This window comes from Achromobacter sp. 01N37 (assembly GCF_056399725.1).
This window is the reverse complement of the sequence record NZ_JBFTRX010000013.1, coordinates 140,362-160,737: the sequence shown is the minus strand read 5'-3', so window position 1 is coordinate 160,737 and position 20,376 is coordinate 140,362. Positions and strand designations below refer to the sequence as shown.

General features: G+C 66.2%; 18 protein-coding genes. 12 read left to right on the top strand and 6 right to left on the bottom strand.

The features are described 5' to 3' along the window. Window positions 1-15: 15 nt before the first annotated feature. Together AC1DSJ_RS23700 and AC1DSJ_RS23695 are read right to left on the bottom strand one after the other, a co-directional pair. Window positions 16-762 (bottom strand): FadR/GntR family transcriptional regulator, encoded by a 747-nt coding sequence (locus tag AC1DSJ_RS23700; protein WP_054427057.1) that lies wholly within the window; start codon window positions 760-762, stop codon window positions 16-18. 37 nt (window positions 763-799) lie between these two features. Then, complete coding sequence (locus AC1DSJ_RS23695; RefSeq protein ID WP_054427056.1) at window positions 800-1,537, bottom strand: SDR family NAD(P)-dependent oxidoreductase; 738 nt, start codon at window positions 1,535-1,537, stop codon at window positions 800-802. 387 nt (window positions 1,538-1,924) lie between these two features. Here AC1DSJ_RS23695 and AC1DSJ_RS23690 point away from each other — a divergent pair, with 387 nt between their 5' ends. The 10 genes from AC1DSJ_RS23690 (at window position 1,925) to lpdA (ending at window position 13,264) form a co-directional block, all read left to right on the top strand. Then, window positions 1,925-3,160: a branched-chain amino acid ABC transporter substrate-binding protein gene (locus tag AC1DSJ_RS23690; protein WP_054427055.1), complete on the top strand. Its 1,236-nt coding sequence runs from the start codon at window positions 1,925-1,927 to the stop codon at window positions 3,158-3,160. Between the two features lie 168 nt (window positions 3,161-3,328). Further along, window positions 3,329-4,270: a branched-chain amino acid ABC transporter permease gene (locus AC1DSJ_RS23685; protein ID WP_054427054.1), complete on the top strand. Its 942-nt coding sequence runs from the start codon at window positions 3,329-3,331 to the stop codon at window positions 4,268-4,270. Then, window positions 4,267-5,535, top strand: coding sequence for a branched-chain amino acid ABC transporter permease (locus tag AC1DSJ_RS23680; protein WP_054427053.1), 1,269 nt, complete (start codon window positions 4,267-4,269; stop codon window positions 5,533-5,535). The genes AC1DSJ_RS23685 and AC1DSJ_RS23680 overlap by 4 nt, the downstream gene beginning before the upstream one ends. Then, window positions 5,532-6,284: an ABC transporter ATP-binding protein gene (locus tag AC1DSJ_RS23675; RefSeq protein ID WP_054427052.1), complete on the top strand. Its 753-nt coding sequence runs from the start codon at window positions 5,532-5,534 to the stop codon at window positions 6,282-6,284. The genes AC1DSJ_RS23680 and AC1DSJ_RS23675 overlap by 4 nt, the downstream gene beginning before the upstream one ends. Next, window positions 6,281-7,024, top strand: a complete 744-nt coding sequence (locus AC1DSJ_RS23670) for an ABC transporter ATP-binding protein (RefSeq protein ID WP_054427051.1) — start codon at window positions 6,281-6,283, stop codon at window positions 7,022-7,024. The genes AC1DSJ_RS23675 and AC1DSJ_RS23670 overlap by 4 nt, the downstream gene beginning before the upstream one ends. A gap of 36 nt (window positions 7,025-7,060) precedes the next feature. Beyond that, window positions 7,061-7,849: an SDR family NAD(P)-dependent oxidoreductase gene (locus AC1DSJ_RS23665; protein WP_441372291.1), complete on the top strand. Its 789-nt coding sequence runs from the start codon at window positions 7,061-7,063 to the stop codon at window positions 7,847-7,849. 37 nt (window positions 7,850-7,886) lie between these two features. Next, entirely contained in the window at window positions 7,887-10,070 is a 2,184-nt protein-coding gene (locus AC1DSJ_RS23660; protein WP_346552761.1) for an alpha-ketoacid dehydrogenase subunit alpha/beta, read from the top strand. After that, a complete protein-coding gene (locus AC1DSJ_RS23655; RefSeq protein WP_346552763.1) occupies window positions 10,067-10,555 on the top strand; it encodes a VOC family protein in 489 nt (162 codons plus the stop codon). The genes AC1DSJ_RS23660 and AC1DSJ_RS23655 overlap by 4 nt, the downstream gene beginning before the upstream one ends. Window positions 10,556-10,565: 10 nt before the next feature. After that, window positions 10,566-11,858 (top strand): pyruvate dehydrogenase complex dihydrolipoamide acetyltransferase, encoded by a 1,293-nt coding sequence (locus AC1DSJ_RS23650; protein WP_441372290.1) that lies wholly within the window; start codon window positions 10,566-10,568, stop codon window positions 11,856-11,858. An 8-nt stretch (window positions 11,859-11,866) separates the two neighbouring features. After that, window positions 11,867-13,264, top strand: a complete 1,398-nt coding sequence (gene lpdA / locus AC1DSJ_RS23645) for a dihydrolipoyl dehydrogenase (protein WP_441372289.1) — start codon at window positions 11,867-11,869, stop codon at window positions 13,262-13,264. Window positions 13,265-13,323: 59 nt separating this feature from the next. Here the strand turns inward: lpdA and AC1DSJ_RS23640 are convergent, their stop codons facing one another. The 4 genes from AC1DSJ_RS23640 to AC1DSJ_RS23625 form a co-directional block, all read right to left on the bottom strand. Further along, window positions 13,324-14,205, bottom strand: coding sequence for a LysR family transcriptional regulator (locus AC1DSJ_RS23640; protein WP_054427045.1), 882 nt, complete (start codon window positions 14,203-14,205; stop codon window positions 13,324-13,326). Window positions 14,206-14,352: 147 nt separating this feature from the next. After that, window positions 14,353-16,224, bottom strand: a complete 1,872-nt coding sequence (ilvD, locus tag AC1DSJ_RS23635) for a dihydroxy-acid dehydratase (protein ID WP_175171549.1) — start codon at window positions 16,222-16,224, stop codon at window positions 14,353-14,355. 212 nt (window positions 16,225-16,436) lie between these two features. Beyond that, complete coding sequence (locus AC1DSJ_RS23630) at window positions 16,437-17,258, bottom strand: AraC family transcriptional regulator (protein ID WP_054427043.1); 822 nt, start codon at window positions 17,256-17,258, stop codon at window positions 16,437-16,439. Between the two features lie 181 nt (window positions 17,259-17,439). Next, the gene (locus tag AC1DSJ_RS23625; RefSeq protein ID WP_054427042.1) at window positions 17,440-18,330 is read right to left on the bottom strand and encodes a LysR family transcriptional regulator; all 891 of its coding nucleotides are present in this window, start codon (window positions 18,328-18,330) and stop codon (window positions 17,440-17,442) included. 125 nt (window positions 18,331-18,455) lie between these two features. Here AC1DSJ_RS23625 and AC1DSJ_RS23620 point away from each other — a divergent pair, with 125 nt between their 5' ends. Both AC1DSJ_RS23620 and AC1DSJ_RS23615 read left to right on the top strand, forming a co-directional pair. Next, complete coding sequence (locus AC1DSJ_RS23620; RefSeq protein WP_054427041.1) at window positions 18,456-19,001, top strand: GNAT family N-acetyltransferase; 546 nt, start codon at window positions 18,456-18,458, stop codon at window positions 18,999-19,001. Next, complete coding sequence (locus AC1DSJ_RS23615) at window positions 18,998-20,185, top strand: MFS transporter (RefSeq protein WP_054427040.1); 1,188 nt, start codon at window positions 18,998-19,000, stop codon at window positions 20,183-20,185. Before AC1DSJ_RS23620 ends, AC1DSJ_RS23615 begins: the two co-directional genes overlap by 4 nt. Window positions 20,186-20,376: the final 191 nt, after the last annotated feature.

Below are 20,376 nucleotides of genomic sequence, written 5' to 3'. Positions count from 1 at the left end.
ACCCCGCCCCGCCGCCTACACCGGCGCGGGGCGTTCGGCCTGAAACAAGCGCAGCCGATCTGCCGCGTTGCGCAGATGCTGTTCCGCCGCACGCCCGGCGGCATCCGGGTCTGACCCTTCGATAGCCACGAAGATCGCCTGATGCTCGCTTTGCACCGCGGCCATGCGCTCGGCATACCGGCGCGCCGTGTTGTTGCGCGCGCTGCGAATGACGCGCCGCACATTCGCTTCCAGATAATCGTTCAGCGACACCAGATGCGGGTTGTGCGTGGCCTGCACGATGGCCTGATGGAACTGGTAGTCCTCTTCATCGCCCAGCTTGTCGTTGATCAGCGCGTACTCCATGCCGACCAGCGCCTGGCGCATCTTCTTCAAATCTTGATCCGTGCGGCGCTGCGCCGCGTAGCGCGCGGCGGTGACTTCGATGGACAGCATCAGTTCCAGGATGTGTTCCAGGTCCTGAGTGTCGCCCGGCGTGGGCGCGGCGATACGAAACGCGTTGCGCTGGAAGTTGGGGTCCACAAACACGCCGCTGCCCTGCTGCGACGTGATGAGCCCTTCGGACTTCAGCCGGGCCAGCGCCTCGCGCACGACGGCGCGGCTGACCGAATACGTTTCGGTCAGCTGCTTTTCGGTGGGCAGGCGGTCGCCGGGGGCAAGCACCCCTTGGCGTATCTGCTCGGCCAGCGTGTCGGCCAAGCCCGCGGAAAGCGAACTCTTGGGCGCGTTGCGCGGCGGGTCCTGGTCTGGATTCGTCGACATGGAAAATCGTGAACTCGTAATGGCGGCGTCCTGCACTTTAAGCGATATAGATGCCGCCGTTGACCTGCATGACTTCCCCGGTCACGAAGCCCGCCAGCGGCGAGCACAGGAAGGCGATGGACCCGGCGATCTCTTCGGCTGTGCCAAAGCGGCGTAGCGGCGTGCTTTCCAGCAGCTGCGCGCCTTTCTGGCCGATCAGGTCGTGCGTCATGGAGGTCGCAATAATGCCCGGCGCCACCGCGTTCACGCGGATCTGCGGGGCCAGCTCCAGCGCCAGGCTGCGCGTGAAGCTCTGCACCGCGCCCTTGGACGCGGAATAGGCGGCGTGCGCGTAGCTGCCGCGCTGCGCGGCCAGCGACGTCAACAGCACGATGGAGCCGTTGTGACGCAGGTGGCGCTGCGCCGCCCGGCACGTATAGAAGGTGCCGTCCAGGTTCACGCGCATCAGCGTGCGCCAGGCCTCGTCGCTGGTGTCTTTGACCAGTTGTTCCGGGTAGATGCCGGCGCAATGCACCAGGTGATCCAGCCCGCCGAAATGCTTGGCGGCTGCATCGAACACGCGTTCGCAATCATGCGACACGGACACGTCCAGCGCATGCGTGTAGACGCGCTGCCCGGTCGGGTCCAGCTCGGCTGCAACCTCTTCCAGGCGCGCGTTGTTGATGTCAGTCAGCACCAGCCGCGCGCCGTGGGCGGCCATCAGCCGCGCCGTCGCCAAGCCGATGCCATTGCCCGCGCCGGTGATCACGGCCACCTGTCCTTCAAACGAGATCATCCTGTCTCCAAGCTTGTTATGGGCGTGCCTTGCTGCCTTCCCGGCCGCCGCGGAATCTTTGATTGAACTCCTGAATCCGCCGCTTGACACGAGAAAATCGCTTGCCCTATGATTTATCGGACAACTTAATAAAGTTGCCTGACAACTTATTCCGAAAGCGTAAATCAACTCACGTTTTCAGGCAAGCCAGTCAGCAAAAACAAGGCCGAGCGCCGCAAAACAGGCAGGAGACAACAGGGTGAATATCACCGGCAGCACGACCGTATTCGCCCCTATCTCGCGTTTATCCCCTCCCCCTTGCACGACTCCCAGCCACACAAGAGCCGCCACCAAGCGCGCTTGATCGACTCACGCACTTACCACTCCCGTCCCACGGAGGAGACACGCATGAAATTGGCTTTCACTACCGGCCTGCTGTGCCTGGCCGGCTTTGCCGCATCGGCGCACGCCGCACCCGTCAAGATCGGTCTGATCGAAACCTTGTCCGGCCCGCAAGCGTCCACCGGCCTGATGTTCCGCGCCGCCGTCAAATACGAGCTGGACCGCATCAATGCGGCGGGCGGCTGGAATGGCCAGCCGCTGGAACTCGTTGAGTTCGACAACCAGGGCGGCCCCGTCGGCGCATCCGACCGCTTCCGCGCTGCGGCCGCTGAAGGCGTGCAGGTGCTGGTGCAGGGGTCGTCGTCCGCCATCTCGGGGCAGCTGACCGAAGACGTGCGCAAACACAATCTGCGCAACCCCGGCAAGGAAGTCGTATTCCTGAACGTGGGCGGCGAAGCCCTGGAACTGACCGGCCAGAAGTGCCACTTCTACCACTTCCGTTTCACCACCAACGCCGACCTGCGCGTGAAGTCGCTGGCCTCGGTCATGTCGGCCGACGGCACGCTGGGCAAGCGCGTGTACGCCATCAACCAGAACTATTCCTGGGGCCAGGACATGGAAGGCGCCACCGAGCGCTTCGCCAAGCAGTACGGCTATGAAGTGGTGGGCAAGACGCTGCACGAAGTCAACAAGATCCAGGACTTCGCGCCCTACGTTGCGCGCATCCGCTCGGCCACGCCCGACACCGTCATCACCGGCAACTGGTCCAACGACCTGCTGCTGTTGATGAAGGCCACGCAGGCCGCCGGCCTGAAGGTGCGTTTCGCCACCGTGTTCCTGGACCAGGTGGGCAACCTGGCCAACGCCGGCGACGTCGCGCTGGGCCACTACATCGCTCACCCGTACAACATCGAAGCCGCGGGCGAAGAAGGCGCCAAGTTCGCCGAAGACTACAAGTCCAAGACCGGCCACTACCCCAGCTACACCGAACCGCAAACCGTGATCGGCGTGCGCTTTCTGGGTGAAGCGTTAAAGCAGGTGCAGCCCAAGGACGGCAAGCTGTCCGTGCCGGAACTGGCGAAGGCTTTGGAAAAGGTCACGTACACGTCGTCGCTGGGCACCTACACGATGCGCGCCGAAGACCACCAGGTGCAGTTGCCGATGGTGGTGTCGAAAGTGAGCAAGAACGCCAAGTACAAGGCCGACGGCACGGACATGGGCTTTGAGCCGGTGAAGGTGTTGGCGGCGGCGGACGTGTCGGCGCCGGTGCAGGAAACCTGCAAGATGCAGCGGCCGAATTAAGAACGGGATGATGGCTTGCGCGCGCCTGGCCAACGACACCTTGCCACGCGCGCGCAACCCATCATCACCCAGCCCCAATAAGCGCACTCCCGGCGCGGGCCGGAAAAACAACGTGCGCAATCGCTCGCAAGACGCGTGACGTCTTAGCGCAAGAATTATGGAGCGGACATGGAATACTTTACCGTCTCGCTGTTGAACGGCGTGATTTACGGCCTGCTGCTATTCATGGTGTCGGCAGGCCTGACACTGATTTTCGGAATGATGGGCGTGCTGAATTTTGCGCACGCCTCGTTCTACATGATCGGCGCCTACGCCGCCTACACGCTGACGCCCGTCACCGGTTTCTGGGTGGCGCTGGTGCTGGCGACGATCATCTCGGGCGTGCTGGGCATGGGCGTTGAACGCTTCTTCCTGCGCCGCGTCCACAAGTTCGGCCACGCGCAGGAACTGCTGGTGACCTTTGGCCTGGCGTTCATCGTGGCCGAGCTGATCAAGCTGTTCTACGGTGACTTCCCCGTGGACTACCGCGTGCCGCAATTCCTGAACTTCGCGGCCTTCCGCGTGTTCGATGCGGACTACCCCTTCTACCGCCTCTTGATGGGCGGCGTGTCGCTGGCGATGTTCGCCGTCATCTACCTGCTGCTGTCGCGCACCCGCGTGGGCATCGTCGTGCGCTCGGCCATCTACCGGCCGCGCATGGCCGAAGCGCTGGGCCACAACGTGCCGCTCGTGTTCATGAGCGTGTTCGGCGTGGGCGCCGCCATGGCCGGCCTGGCCGGTGCGGTGGCCGGCGCCTTCTACACCACCAACCCCAACATGGCGCTTGAACTGGGCGTGCTGGTGTTTGTGGTCGTTGTCGTGGGCGGACTCGGTTCGCTGGAAGGCGCCATGATCGCGTCGCTGCTGATCGGCCTGATCAGTTCGTTCTCGGTCGGTATCGACGCCAGCCTGGCGTCGCTGTTCGGCCTGTTCGGCGCGGGCGAGTGGGCGGAAAGCGTGGGCGGTTTGATGACCGTGAAGATTTCCAGCCTGGCCGCCACCCTGCCCTTCCTGCTGATGCTGGTGGTGCTGCTGGTGAAGCCGTCGGGCCTGAAGGGAGAGCAGGCATGAGCCACACCCGTAAAGCCTCTGGCGCCTTGTTGTTGATTGCATGTGTGGCGGCGCTGTGCGCGCTGCCCTGGCTGCTGCCTCCGGGCCAGCTGGTGGCAGCCGTGCAGATGCTGATCGCCGCGCTGTTTGCCTGCGCGTTCAATCTGTTGGCTGGCCAGGGCGGCATGCTGTCCTTTGGCCACGCCGCGTACTTTGGCGTAGGTACGTTCGCCACCATCCACGCGATGAACGCGTTGGGTGGCGCGGGCCTCTTGCCCACGCCGCTGATGCCGCTGGTGGGCGGCGTGGCCGGGCTGCTGTTCGGCCTGGTCGCCGGCTGGTTCGCCACCATGCGTTCCGGCGTGTACTTTTCGATGATCACCTTGGCGCTGGCTGAACTGCTGCACGCATTGGCGCCGCACCTGAAAGGCGTGTTCGGCGGCGAAGCGGGCGTGTCCGCCATGCGCATGCCGGCATGGGGCTTCACCTTCGGCTCCGACATCGAGGTGTACTTCCTGGTGCTGGCCTGGGTGCTGATCTCGCTGGCGGCGCTGTATGGCCTGACCCGTACGCCGCTGGGCCGGCTCACGCTGGGTCTGCGTGAAAACGCCAACCGCCTGCGCTATCTGGGTTACCGCCCGCATGCGCTGAAGACGATGGTGTTTGCGTTGTCGGCCATGTTCGCAGGCATCGCGGGGGGATTGCAGGCCTTGAACATCGAGGCCGGCAACTACGTGCTGTTCGAGGTCAAGCTGTCGACCGATGCCGTGCTGTTCGCCTACATCGGCGGCGTCAATGCCTTCCTGGGGCCGGTGCTGGGCGCGTCCATCCTGACGTTCCTGTCGCAGACGCTGGCCGACATCACGCGTTCGTGGCTGCTGTATCAAGGCATTCTGTTTGTGCTGGTGATGCTGTTCGTGCCGGACGGCCTGGTGGGCCTGGTGCAACGCGCCGCCAAGTCGCTGCGCGAGCGCGGCCTGGCCAACTGGCTGCCGCGCGCCATCGTGTCGGTTGCCGGCGGCCTGCTGCTGACCGCCGCCACCGTGTTTTCGGTAGAGCTCTTGCAACGCATGTTCGCGCGTGACTACCGCGCGCTGCTCGCCATGAACCCCGACGCCGGCTGGCCCGCCATTCCCCTTTTCGGCCACGACTGGGCGCCGCTTGCGGTCTCGACCTGGCTGATTCCGGTGGCGCTGTTCGCCGCGGGCCTGTTGGCTTGCCGCTGGGCGATGGCGATGTGGCGTAACGACGGCGATGCCGCCCCTGTGCTGGAGCCCGCAAAATGAGCCACGAGATCCTGACCCTGACCGACGTGCGCAAGTCCTTTGGCGAAGCGCAGATCATCCGCGGCGTGAACCTGGCGATTGAAGCCGGTGAACGCCATGCCGTCATCGGCCCCAACGGCGCGGGCAAGTCCACGCTGTTCCACCTGATGTCGGGTTCGTTTGCGCCCACCTCGGGTGACATCAGCCTGCGTTCGCGCTCCATTGGCGGCCTGGCCCCTGAAGCCATCAACCGGCTGGGCCTGGCGCGATCGTTTCAGATCACCAACGTGTTCCCGCGCCTGTCCGTGCGTGAAAACCTGCGCCTGGCGGTGCTGCGCATGCACGGGCTGGTCTACAACTTCTGGCGCCCCATTGCACGCAACCGCGCCGTCAACGAAGACGTGGACCGTCTGCTGGAAAAAGTGCGCCTGACGGCCAAGCAAGCCACCGCCGCCGGCGACCTGAACTACTCCGAACAGCGCTCGCTGGAAATCGGCATGACGCTGGCGTCGCGCCCGAAAGTCATCTTGCTGGACGAGCCGATGGCCGGCATGTCGCAGCACGAAGTCGACTACACGGTAGAACTCATCAAAGACGTGACGCGCGACTGCACTTTGCTGATCGTCGAACACGATATGCAGGTGGTGTTCTCGCTGGCCGACCGCATCAGCGTGCTGGTCTATGGCGAGATCCTGGCCACCGGCACGCCCGCAGAAATTCGCGGCGACGCCCGCGTGCGCGAAGCCTACCTGGGAGAGGAAACGGTATGACGACAACATCCCCCGCGCACGCCCCTGCGCACTCCCCCCTGCTCAGCCTGCACGGCGTGCACGCGCACTACGGCAAGAGCCACATCCTGCACGGCATCGACTTGTCCATCGGGCAAGGCGAAGTCGTCAGCCTGCTGGGCCGCAACGGCGCGGGCCGCTCCACCACCATGAAAAGCATCATGGGTCTGGTGGACGTGACCGGCGGGCGCATCGCCATCGAAGGGCGCGACATCACCAACAAACGCCCCTTCGAAATCGCACGCGCAGGCGTGGGCTTTGTGCCTGAAGAGCGCGAAGTCTTCGCCAACCTGACCGTGGACGAAAACCTGCGCATGGGCGAACAGCCCAAGCGCGACGACGCGCCCTACTGGACGGCCGCGCAGATGTTCGACTACTTCCCGCGCCTGAAAGAACGCAGCAACACCAAGGCCGGCAACCTGTCGGGCGGCGAACAGCAGATGCTGACCATGTGCCGTTCGCTGCTGGGCAACCCCAAGGTGATGCTGATTGACGAGCCCACCGAAGGGCTGGCGCCGAAGATCGTGGAAGTGATTGCCGACGTCATCCGAGATATCCACAAGCGCGGCGTATCGGTGGTGCTGGTGGAGCAAAAGCTGACGATTGCGCTGAAGGTGTCCACGCGGGTCAGCGTCATGGGCCACGGCCGCATCGTGTTCGAAGGACCGCCCGCGCAGCTGCATGAGCGCCAGGACGTCGTCCAGGAATGGCTGGCGGTCTGACCCCGCCATCATGTAACCCCTCTACAGGTAACCCTCTTGGACAACCCTACTGAAGTCATCCATAGCGACCTGCGCGGCCAAACGGTCGTGATTACCGGCGGCGCCAAAGGCATCGGCTTTTCCACCGCGCAGGCCTTCGTGCGCCAAGGCGCGCGCGTTGCGCTGCTGGACATGGACGCCACCGCGCTGGACGCCGCCGTGGCCGATCTGAACGCGGCGGGCGGGGACGCCCTGGCCGTGCAGGCATCCGTCACGGACGCCGACGCCGTGGAACGCGCGTTCGCGCAAGTCGAACAGGCCTGGGGCCGCATCGACGTGCTGGTCAACAACGCCGGCATCTCGGCCAACAAGCCCACGCTGGAAGTCACCGTGGACGAATGGCGGCGCGCGGTCGACATCAACTTGACCGGCGTGTTTCTGTGCGCACAGGCCGCCGGCCGCCGCATGGTGCCGGCAGGGTCGGGCAGCATCATCAACCTGGCCTCGATGTACGGCGTGGTGGCCGCGCCCGACCGCGCCGCCTACTGCGCCACGAAGGGCGCGGTGGTGCTGCTGACCGAAACGCTGGCCGTGGAATGGGGCCCGATGGGCGTGCGCGTGAACGCGCTGGCGCCCGGCTATGTCGAGACCGATCTGGTGCGCGACCTGGCCGCGCGCGGCCGCCTCGACCCCGAACGCCTGAAGCAGCGCACGCCGCTGCGCCGCATGGCGCAACCGGCAGAAATGGCCGACCTGGCGGTCTTTCTGGCATCGCGCCAGGCCGCCTACATCACCGGACACACCCTGGTGGCCGACGGCGGCTGGAGCCGCTACAGCTACCTCTAACCGCACCGACGCTTAAAAACATTCTGGAGATTCACTCATGGCCACCTACCAACCGCTTGAGCCCCAAGCGCCCTGGCGGCAACTGACGGTCGAGGCTCGCGACTGGCAGCAGGCGGACCCCGCCCTGCTCGGCACGATGCTGACCCAGCTGCACTGGATTCGCGCCTTCGAAGAGGCTGTGCTGGACCTGGCCGCCGAAGGCCTGGTGCACGGCCCCGCGCACTCGTCAGTCGGCCAGGAAGGCGGCGCCGTCGGTTCGGTGCTGGCGCTGGGCGCCGGCGATCAGATCAATGGCTCGCATCGCGGCCACCATCAGTTTCTGGCCAAGGCCTTGCAGCACGTGGCCCCGCTGGGCCTGGACCCGCGCAACCCGCTCACGCCCGCCATCGATGAAGTCCTGCAAAAAACGCTGGCCGAAATCATGGGGCTGGCGCAAGGCTATTGCCGGGGCCGTGGGGGCAGCATGCACTTGCGCTGGCTGGAAGCCGGCGCGCTGGGCACCAATGCCATCGTGGGCGGCGGCGTGCCGCTGGCGGCGGGCGCGGGCTGGGCGCACAAGCACGCCGGCACCGACCGCGTGGCCGTGACGTACTTTGGTGACGGCGCGGTGAACATCGGCTCGGTGCTGGAAACGATGAACCTGACCGCCGCGTGGAAAACGCCGCTGTGTTTCTTCATCGAAAACAACCGCTACGCGGTGTCGACGACGGTGGAAGAGTCCACCGCCGAACCGCGCCTGTCTGCGCGTGGTCTGGCGTTCAACATTCCGTCGTGGAAGGTTGACGGCATGGACCCGCTGGCCGTGCATCTGGCCATGTCGGAAGCCGTGGCGCACATGCGCGCGGGCAACGGCCCGACCATCGTCGAAGTGGACGTGTACCGCTTCTTCCACCAGAACGGTCCCTTCCCCGGCAGCGCCTTCGGCTATCGCTCGAAAGACGAAGAAGCGCAATGGCGCCGCCGCGATCCTTTGGACAAGATCGCCTCTGAAATGATCGGCCGCCAGCTGATCACGCAAGCGGAAGTGGACGCGCTGCGTCAACGCTGCAAGGACGTCATGAAGGACGTGTCCGGCCGTCTGACCGAAGCGGCGGACGGCGGCAAGCGCCGCGTGCGCGCCGACCTCTGGCCCAGCCCCGACTTCCGCGACGTCGGCTTGCGCAGCGATGGTTCGGAACTGGCCGGCCTGCGCTACCAGGACGCCGATGACTACACGGGCACGAAGGTCGAACGCAAGTTCGTCGACGCCGTGGCCGACGTGCTGGACCGCCGCATGGAAACGGATGGCGGCGTCGTCGTGCTGGGCGAAGACGTGCACCGCTTGAAGGGCGGCACCAACGGCGCCACGCGCGGCCTGAAAGACAAGTACCCCGACCGCGTGCTGGGCACCCCGATTTCCGAAAACGCCTTCGCCGGCCTGGGCGGCGGGCTGGCGATGGACGGGCGCTACAAACCCATCGTTGAATTCATGTACCCCGACTTCATGTGGGTGGCGGCCGACCAGATCTTCAACCAGATCGGCAAGGCCCGCCACATGTTCGGCGGCGACATCGACGTGCCCTTCGTGCTGCGCACCAAGGTCGCGATGGGCACGGGCTACGGCTCGCAGCACTCGATGGACCCCGCCGGCATCTTCGCCACCGCGCCGGGCTGGCGCATCGTCGCGCCATCCACGCCGTACGACTACGTGGGCCTGATGAACACTGCGCTGGCCTCCAAGGACCCGGTGCTGGTCATCGAACACGTGGACTTGTATGCGTCGTCCGGCGAGGTTGCCGAGGGCGACTTGGATTACGCCATTCCGTTCGGCAAAGCCCGCGTGCGCCGCACGGGCGGCAAGGTCACCATCCTGACGTATCTGGCGATGGTGGGCCGCGCATTGAAGGCCGCCGAGGAAGCCGGCGTGGACGCCGAGATCATCGACCTGCGCACGCTGGACCGCGCCAGCCTGGACTGGGACACCATCGGCGCCAGCATCCAGAAGACCAACAACGTGCTGATCGTGGAGCAAGGCGCGCGCGGCACGTCGTATGGCGCGATGCTGTCCGATGAAATCCAGCGCCGCTACTTCGACTGGCTCGACCAGCCGATCAAGCGCGTGACGGGCGGCGAAGCGTCGCCCAGCATTTCGAAGGTGCTGGAACGCGCAGCGTTCGCCGACACCGAAGAAGTGCTGGCGGGCCTGGCCGATGTGCTGGCGGATCTGGGAGAACAAGCATGAGCGCGCTGCGCATGACGGTGCCGATGGAAGTCGGCATCTGCTGCCAGAACCTGGATGCGCTGGTGGCGTTCTACACGGACGTCGTCGGCCTCGCGCTCGTCAACCGAGTGACGGTGCCCGCCGACAAGGCGCGCGCCACCGGCCTGACCGTGCACGGCTACGACGTGGCGCGCTTGCAGACGCCATACGGCGAACGCATCAAGCTGCTGCAACCCAGCGTGGCGCCTGACGCCGCGGTGCGCGGCAAGACCATACTCGACCGCCAGGGCGCTACCTACCTGACCTTCATCGTGCGCGATCTGGCGGGCGTGGTGCGCAGCCTGGAATCCAAGGGCGTGGTGTTCGACAGCGCGCCGGCGCCGATGGAAGTGCGCCCGGGCACGTGGCTGGCGTTCTTCCGCGACCCCGAAGGCAACGTGCTGGAACTGGTCGAATACGACGACCCCGCCGCCTACCGGCCCGACCTGGCCGCCGCCGCAAACTAGGACGACTATCGTGGCTCACCTTATCAAGCTCCCCTCCGTTGCCGCCGACACGTCGGGCGGCAACCTGCACCAGTGGCTCAAGAAAGAAGGCGACACGGTCGCCGTCGGCGACGCGCTGGCGGAAATCGAAACCGAAAAAGCCATTGTTGAAATCAACGCCGAGCATGCGGGCGTGCTGGGCCGCATCGTCGTCCCGGCAGGCGCGGCGTCGGTGCCGATCAATACCGTTATCGGCGTGTTGTTGGCTGACGGCGACGATGCCTCGGCGATTGATCGCGTGCTGGCCGAACATGGCGGCGCGGCGGCTGCGGTTGCCGCTGCGGCGGCACCCGCTGCTGCGGCATCGACGGCTGCGCCTGCGGCCACCTCTGCGGCTGCGTCTTCGGCCGCACCCGCCGCTGCCGCCCCCAAGGCATCCGCCGCCACGCCCGCATCCAACACCCCGGTTCCCGGCGGACGCCTGTTCGCCAGCCCGCTGGCGCGCCGTCTGGCGGCGCAGTGGCATGTGGACCTGCTGGGCGTCGCCGGCACCGGACCGCATGGCCGCATCGTGCGCCGTGACGTTGAATCCGCACGCGACCGTGCGCCCGTGGCCGCGGTGGCGTCGTCAGCCGGCCGCCCGGCAGCCCGGCGCGTGCCGCACACCGGCATGCGCCGCGCCATCGCCCGCCGCCTGACCGAAAGCAAGCAAAACGTGCCGCACTTCTACCTGTCGGTGGATTGCAAGATGGACGCGCTGCTGGCGCTTCGCGCGCAAGCGAACCACGGCGGCGCGGTGAAGCTGTCGGTCAATGACTTCATCGTGCGCGCGGCGGCGCTCGCCTTGCGCGAAGTGCCGGAAGTGAATGTCAGCTGGCACGAAGACGCGATCGAATACCACGCGGGCGCCGACATCTCGGTGGCGGTTGCGACCGACGGCGGGCTGGTCACCCCCATCGTGCGCGACGCGGACGTGAAGTCGCTGTCCGCCATCGCAGGCGAAATCGTGGAGCTTGCCGGACGCGCCAAGATCAACCGCTTGAAGCCCGAAGAGTTCACAGGCGGTTCGCTGACGGTCAGCAACCTGGGCATGTACGGCATCAGCCAGTTCGCCGCCATCATCAACCCGCCGCAGGCCGCCATCTTGGCGGTGGGCGCAGCCGAACGCCGCCCCGTCGTGGCCGAGAACGGCGACCTGGTTGCCGCCACCGTCATGACGGTGACCTTGTCGGCCGATCACCGCGCAGTGGACGGCGCGGTCGGCGCGCGCTGGCTCGCCGCCTTCCGCACTTTGATCGAAAACCCTGTGCGCATTTTGCTGTGAGCCCGACGATGACGAAGAACGTGTTTGATCTGGTCGTCGTCGGCGGCGGCCCTGGCGGCTATGTGGCCGCCATTCGCGGCGCGCAGCTGGGCATGTCGGTAGCGTTGGTAGAGCGCGCGGAACTTGGCGGCATCTGCCTGAACTGGGGCTGCATTCCCACCAAGGCGCTGCTGCACAGCGCGACCGTGCTGCGCGCCTGCCAAGAGGCGTCGCACTACGGCGTCACGGGCGCGGGCGAAGCCCGGCCTGATCTGGCCGCCATGGTCGCCCGGTCGCGCAAGGTGGCGGGCCGCCTGGGACTAGGCGTGGCGCATTTGATGAAGAAGAACGGCGTGACAGTATTCGCGGCAAGCGCCACGCTGGCGGGCGCGGGCAAGCTGGCGCTGGATAACGGCACGACGCTATCGGCCAAACACATCATTCTGGCTACCGGCGCGCGCGCCCGCGAATTGCCCGCGCTGCCCGTGGGTGAGCGCATCTGGGCGTACCGCCAGGCCTTGATGCCCACAAAGATCCCGAAGTCGTTGCTGGTGGTGGGGGCAGGCGCCATTGGCGCCGAGTTCGCAAGCTTCTACCGCGCGATCGGATCGGACGTCACACTGATCGACATGACGCCAGAAATCTTGCCGCAGGAAGACGCGGAAATTTCGCAGCTGGCGCGCAAGGCGTTCGAGAAACAAGGCATACGCGTGCTGACGCAATGCGCGGTCACGGCATCGGCGTTGACGGCAACCGGCGTCAAGGTGACGCTGGACCAACAGGGCAAGACGTCGGAACTGGAAGTCGACCGCGTCATCGTCGCCGCCGGCATCGTCGGCAACGTCGAAAACCTGGGGCTGGAAAAAACGCGCGTGAAGATCGAGAAGACCCACATCGTCACCGATGGCTTATGCCGCACCGCCGAGCCCGGCGTTTACGCCATTGGCGACGTGGCCGGCGCGCCCTGGCTTGCTCACAAGGCCAGCCACGAAGGCGTGCTGTGCGTGGAAGCCATTGCCGGCAAACCCGTACACGCCATCGACTCGCTGCGCATTCCCGCCTGCACCTATTCGTACCCGCAAGTCGCCAGCATCGGCATGACCGAAGCCCGCGCACGCGAGCACGCGAAGGCAAACGGCAGCGAGATCCGTGTCGGCAAATTCACCTTCGCCGGCAACGGCAAGGCCATCGCAATGGGCGAAGACCAAGGCTTGGTCAAGACCGTGTTCGATGCGACGTCGGGGGAATTGCTGGGCGCACACATCATCCACCCGGAAGCGTCCGAGCTGATCACGGGGTATGGCGTGGCGGCGTCGCTGGAAGCGACGGAAGAGGACTTGATGCACACCGTATTCGCGCATCCGACGTTGTCGGAAACGTTGCATGAATCGGTGTTGTCGGCCTTTGGAAGAGCGTTGCACGCGTAGGATGGGTGACGCGCGAGCTCATCATCCAGGATGAGCGGCAGTTCAGCGCGCGCACCCCATCACACCCGCCCCGCGAAGAAATCCAGAAAGCACGCAATGCGCCGCGACAGCTGCGTATTGCGGTGGTACACGGCGTGCATGGGCTGAAGTTGATCGCTGTACACCCCCTCCATCACCTTCACCAGCCTGCCCGCCGCGATATCTTCGCGCACCACAAAATCCGACAGGCACGCGATGCCCACGCCGCGGATCGCCAATTGCCGCTGCGTCTCTCCGCTTGAGGTCGCCAACGTCGGTGTCGCCAGATAACTGGACCCGCCCGCGTGCTTCAACGGCCACACGTTCAGGCTTTCGGGCTGCGTGAAGCCCAGCACTTCATGGCGGGCCAGGTCCTCTACTGTCTCCGGCGCGCCGCGCCGAGCGATGTAATCAGGGCTGGCCATCATCCAGCGCGGCGACGGCCGCAGCGGCCGCGCGTGCAAGGTGGAATCCGTCAGCGGCCCCATGCGGATGGCGACATCGGTGCGATGTTCCATGAGATCCACGATGCGGTCATTGCTGGTGAGTTCCAGCGTGATCTCGGGATACTCGCGCCGAAATTCCGCCACTTGCGGCACCACGCAATGCAGCATCACCGGCACCGACGCATCCACCCGCAAGCGCCCCGCCGGCCGCTGATGCACCATCCGCATGCACTCTTCGGCTTCTTCCAACGACGCGATAATCTGACGCGCCTTTGGCAGAAAGTGCGCGCCCTCTTCCGTGAGCTCCATGCGGCGCGTCGTGCGGTTCAGCAGGATCACGCCCAGGTCTTCTTCCAAGCGCGACAAGCCCCGGCTGACCCCCGACGCCGTCTGGCCCAGCATTTCAGCGGCGGCGCTCAGCGACCCGGCGTCCACCACGCCCAGAAACACGCGCAATGCATCGGAATTCAAAGCCATGTGGATTTCCTTGCGATAAAAAAACAGCCTATCGGCTGTATAGGGAATTTACAGCCTCAAAGCTGTATCAAGCATCCGCATTCATGCCACACAGCCCCAAAAAAAACGGCGCCCAAAGGCGCCGTTCTTCCTACGCGTTCGCCACCCTCAACGCTTGGCTTTCTGCTTCAGCTGCGACAGGTCACGCACCGCGCCGCGATCGGCCGACGTGGCCAGGGCCGCGTAAGCCTGCAAGGCCAGCGACACGACGCGTTCGCGTCCGACCGGCTCCCAGCCATCCGCACGCGCGTCCATCGCTGCGCGGCGGCGCGCCAGTTCTTCGTCGGACACGGCCAGATGCATCTTGCGGTTCGGGATGTCGATCTCGATGATGTCGCCTTCTTCCACCAGGCCGATGGTGCCGCCTTCGGCCGCTTCCGGCGAGGCGTGGCCGATCACCAGGCCGGACGAGCCGCCCGAGAAGCGGCCGTCGGTGAACAGCGCGCACGTCTTGCCCAAGCCTTTGGACTTCAGGTACGACGTGGGGTACAGCATTTCTTGCATGCCCGGGCCGCCCTTGGGGCCTTCGTAGCGGATCACGACCACGTCGCCCGCCACGATCTTGTCGCCCAGGATGCCTTCAACGGCGTCATCCTGGCTTTCGAACACGCGGGCGCGGCCCGTGAAGACCCATTGCGATTCGTCCACACCGGCCGTCTTCACAATGCAGCCCTTCTCGGCCAGGTTGCCGTACAGCACGGCCAGACCGCCGTCCTTCGAGTAGGCGTTTTCCTTGCTGCGGATGCAGCCCGTCTGGCGGTCGGTGTCCAGCGTCAGGAAGGTGGCGTCCTGGCTGAACGCCACGGTTGTCGGAATGCCGCCGGGTGCTGCGCGATAGAACTTCTGCGCGTCTTCACCCGCGCCGCCGCCGGCCACGTCCCAGTTCTGGATGGCGTTGCCCAGCGTGCCACTGTGCACGTTGCCGCAAGACAGATCCAGCAGGTCGGCGCGCGCCAGTTCACCCAGGATGCCCAGGATGCCGCCTGCGCGGTGCACGTCTTCGATGTGGTACTTGTCGGTGGCGGGCGCCGCCTTGCACAGGCAGGGCACCTTGCGCGAAATGCGGTCGATGTCGGCCATCGTGAAATCCACACCCGCTTCCTGCGCCGCGGCCAGCAAGTGCAGCACGGTGTTGGTGGAACCGCCCATCGCCACGTCCAGCGCCATCGCGTTCTGGAACGCGCTCTTGGTGGCGATATTGCGCGGCAGAACCGATTCGTCTTCTTCCACGTAGTAGCGGCGGCACAGGTCGACGACCAGGCGGCCGGCTTGCTCGAACAAGCCCTTGCGCCATGCGTGGGTCGCGACGATGGTGCCGTTACCCGGCAGCGCCAGGCCGATGGCTTCGGTCAGGCAGTTCATGGAGTTGGCGGTGAACATGCCGGAACAGGAGCCGCACGTCGGGCACGCGCTGCGTTCCACTTCGGCGACTTCGGCGTCCGACACCTTCGGATCGGCGGCCTTGATCATGGCGTCGATCAGGTCGATCTTGGCGATGACCTTGCCGTCGGTCGGCGACTTGACCTTGCCCGCTTCCATCGGGCCGCCGGACACGAACACGACCGGGATGTTCAGGCGCATCGCGGCCATCAGCATCCCCGGGGTGATCTTGTCGCAGTTCGAAATGCAGACCATGGCGTCGGCGCAATGCGCGTTCACCATGTATTCCACCGAGTCGGCGATGAGTTCGCGCGACGGCAGCGAATACAGCATGCCGCCGTGGCCCATGGCGATGCCGTCATCGACGGCGATCGTGTTGAATTCCTTGGCGACGCCGCCTGCGGCTTCGATCTCTTTGGCGACCAGCGCGCCCAGGTCGCGCAGGTGCACGTGGCCCGGCACGAACTGCGTGAACGAGTTCACTACCGCGATAATCGGCTTGCCGAAATCACCGTCCTTCATGCCAGTGGCGCGCCACAAGGCGCGGGCGCCGGCCATGTTGCGGCCGTGGGTCGATGTGCGGGAACGGTAGTGCGGCATGATTTGTCTCGAGTGCTGTTAGCGTGGCGGCAAAACGGTAAATAATACGCTGGATCGGGCCGGGGTTGTCCGATGACCCCACCAATGGCCGCCCTGAGAGCGGCCATTGGCCATCAGACGGACATTGGCCGGACGGCAGGCAACCGGCGGGCAAACGACTGGCGAATGCCCGGCAACCGGCAGGCAAACATCAGGCAAACGTCAGGCGGACATCATTCAGTCGCCTGGCCGCGCGCCGCGAAGGCGCTGGGCGACTCGCCCACCGCACGGCGAAACATCGCGGCGAAGGCGCTGGGGCTTTCGTACCCCAAGTCCAACGCCACATCCAGCACCCGCGCGCCCCGCGCCAGCCGCTCCATGGCGGCCAGCAGGCGCGCCTGCTGGCGCCAGCGGCCGAAGGTCATGCCCGTGTGACGCAAGAACAGCCGGTGCACGGTCTTCGGGTCTACGCCCAATTCCCGCGCCCATTCCGCCGCCCCCGCCTGCCGCTCGGGATGCCGCACGATGGCGCGGCAGATGCGCGCAAGGCGCGGCTCCGCGGGCTGCGGCAAATGCAGCGGCAGCACGGGTTCCTGACGCATTTCGTCCAGCAACAGCATCATCAGCCGGCCGTCGCGCGTGTCGGGCGCCCAGTCCAGCGGCACGTCGGCGGCGGCCACCATCAGCTCGCGCAGCAGGGGCGAAATCGACAGCACGCAGCACTGCGCCGGCAGATGGGCTGCGGCCCCCGGCTCGACGAAGACCGTGCGCATGCGCGGCTCGCCACTCATGCGGATGCCGTGCGGCACCCACGCCGGCACCCACACGCCACGCGTGGGCGGCACGACCCAGATGCCAGCATCCGTATTCACCACCATCACGCCCGAAATCGCGTAAAGCAACTGGCCGCGCCGATGGCGGTGCCGGCGCACGCGGTGACCATCTTCGTAATCCACCGCCAGGCCTGCGACGGGCGGCCGCGAGGATTCGTACGGGAACAGGTCCAAACCGGCGGGGGAACGCGCGGGGGCTGGGGCGCTGGCTGAGGAGCTCACTGGCGTGGGGGCTGAGGTGAGGGCTGAGGTTCTGGCTGGGGCGCGGACTGGAGAGCTGGCTGGAGAGCTGCCTGAGGTGCTGGCTGGAGAGCTGGCTGAGGTGCTGGGTGGCTTGCGGACTGGCGGTGGGGAGGAAGGCATGCAATGTTCTCAGTGATTCGTCCAGGGCGAGGCGATGCGTTCAGGCGCGCAGCGCCAACAACGCCTCTTGCAAATGGCGCAGGCCATGACTGAGCGGCTTGTCTCGCCGAAGCACGATAGCCAGATCGCGCGACAAACGCGGCGTCAACGACCGCACCACCAGGGCATCGCGCTGGCCCGCAGCGCTCACGGCCAGCTTGGGCAGCACCGCGCAACCCAGGCCCGCCGCCACGATCTCTTTCATGGCTTCCGTGCTGCCCAACTCCATGACGGGCTTGGCGGCGACACCCGCCGCCTCAAACCAATCATCCACCAGCCGGCGCGTGCGGGCGCCCGGCTCGAACAGCACCAGCGGACGCAGCGCCAACGTCTGCGGCGTGACAACGGCGGGAATACCGCCCGGGTCACTCGCGGGAAAGATCGCCACGAACTCGTCCTCCATCACCGTCGTGACCTGGAACATGCGGCCGGGCGCGGGCAAAGTCACCAGCCCCATATCCAGCGTGTTGTTCTCCAGGGCGCGCAGCATGTCGGCCGTGTTGCCAGTGCTGGCCACGACGTCCAGCGCAGGAAAGCGGCGGCGCAGCTCCGCCAGCACGGGCGGCAGCAAATAAGTGCAGGCGGTGGCGCCCGTGCCCAGCCGAATTCGGCCAGACACCTGGGACGCATGCGCCGTCATCGCCTGCTCGGCCTGCGCCAGGGCCGCGTCGATCACTCGGATATGCGTCAGCAACTCCAGCCCCGCCGCGGTGGGCCCGGCGCGGCGGCCAATGCGCTCAACCAGCTTCAAACCGAAGCGCCGTTCCAGCTGACGGATTTGCAAGCTGACCGCGGGCTGGGTCACGCCGCCCCGTTCGGCAGCGGCGGAAAAGCTGCCCAGTTCAACCACCCGCGCAAAGGTGCGCAGGTGGTCCAGGTTCAGGCCTCGCATGGCGTCTATCCAAAGTTTTTCTTATAAAAACGATAACAGACCAAAGCTTTATTAATGCCAAAACTTGCCCCACACTGGCGGCTGCTGATTTGCCCCTTCCCCCTTCGACTTCGCCGGCCCTTTTCATGTCGCCCAACACCCCCACCATCGTCATCCGCGACAGCGCGGAAGCCGACCTGCCCGCCATCAAGACCATCTACGCGCACCACGTCGAACACGGCACCGCCTCGTTCGAACTGGACCCGCCGTCCATCTCGGAAATGCGCACGCGCCGCGCGGGCGTGCTGGAAAAGGAAATGCCGTATCTGGTCGCCGAGATCAATGGCGAAGTCGTGGGCTACGGCTACGTCACGGCGTACCGCCCCCGCCCCGCCTACCGCCACACCGTCGAAGATTCCGTCTACGTCAAAGCCGGCCGCGCGGGCCTGGGCATCGGCGGCAAGCTGCTGGCCGCGCTGATCGAACGCTGCACCGCCGCCGGCTGGCGCCAGATGCTGGCGGTGGTGGGCGACAGCCGCAACGCGGCATCGCTGGCGCTGCACGCCGCCCAAGGCTTTCATCCGGTCGGCACGCTGCGTTCCGTCGGCCACAAGCACGGCGAATGGCGCGACACCGTCCTCATGCAACGCAGCCTGGGAGAAGGCGACACCACACCGCCGCAAAGGCCGTGATTGCCCCACGCGCCATCGTCTGCCTGGGCCTGACGCAACTGATCGGCTGGGGCGTCACGTTCTACCTGATCGGCGCGCTGGGCCCCGCCATGACGGCTGACCTGGGCTGGAACGCCGCCACCGTCTACGGCGGCTTCTCGGCCGCCATCGTCACGATGGCGCTGGTATCCCCCCTGGCGGGCGCAGCCGTTGACCGCTGGGGCGGCCACCGCGTCATGCCGGTGGGCGCCGTGATCGCCGCCGCGGGCTGCGCCCTGCTGGCCGCAGCGCACCACGTGCCGGTGTATTTCCTGGCGTGGCTGCTGCTGGGCCTTGGCATGCGCCTCTGCCTGTACGACGCCGCCTTCGCCTCACTCGCCCGCGCCGCCGGCCCCACCGCGCGCCGCCCCATGTCGCAAATCACGCTGTTCGGCGGCTTGGCATCCACGGTGATGTGGCCGGTGGGCCACGCGCTATCGGACGCGCTTGGCTGGCGCGGCGCGGTCTTCGTCTACGCCGCCCTGGCGCTGGCCACCGTGCCGCTCTACCTGGCGCTGCCACGCGACCGCTACACCGCATCCGCCTCCACCGCGAAACAGACCAGCACCGGCCTCACCCGCACGTCCACGGAACGGCGGCTCGCCGGCACGCTGTACGCCGTGATCGCCATGCTGACCAACTTCCTTGCCGCCGGCAACGCGGCCCACCTGATCTCGCTACTGTCCGGCCTGGGCCTGGCCAGCGCCGCCGCCGTCAGCGTGGCCGCGCTATGGGGCGTAGGCCAATTCACCGCCCGCGTCGCCGACGTGACGCTGGGATCAAGACTGCACCCGCTGACACTGACCCTCGCCGTCGCCGCACTATTGCCACTGTGTTTTTTGCTGGCGCTGCTATCGCGCGGCAACCTCTACGCCACCGCCGCCTACGCCCTGCTCTACGGCGCCTGCAACGGCCTGCTGACCATCACCCGCGGCACGCTGCCGCTGGCACTGTTCGATTTCCGCAGCTACGGAACTTTGGTAGGCGCCCTGCTGATCCCCAGCTTCCTGCTAACCGCGACGGCGCCGGTCGCCTATGCCTTCGTCATCGATACCCACGGCGCTTCGACCGCGATGGCGCTATCAATCGTGTTGGCGGCAGCCATTGCGGCGGCCGCGTTCACGTTGCGATGGAAGTTTATTGGGCGGGTGGGTGCAGCAGGATGAATTCGGACGACGCGCGAGCGCCACCGTCACGACGCCAGACACCGCGTAAGCCCCACAAGGCCGCCCGCGCGGCCGGCATGGGGCGGGCCCCGCAAGATATTCCATCCCTACCCCACCGGTGAGTAGCACCCTAAGCACACTGATCGCCCCAGCGGACGTCAATTGACCGCCGACGCCCCAGGCGTCAAAAG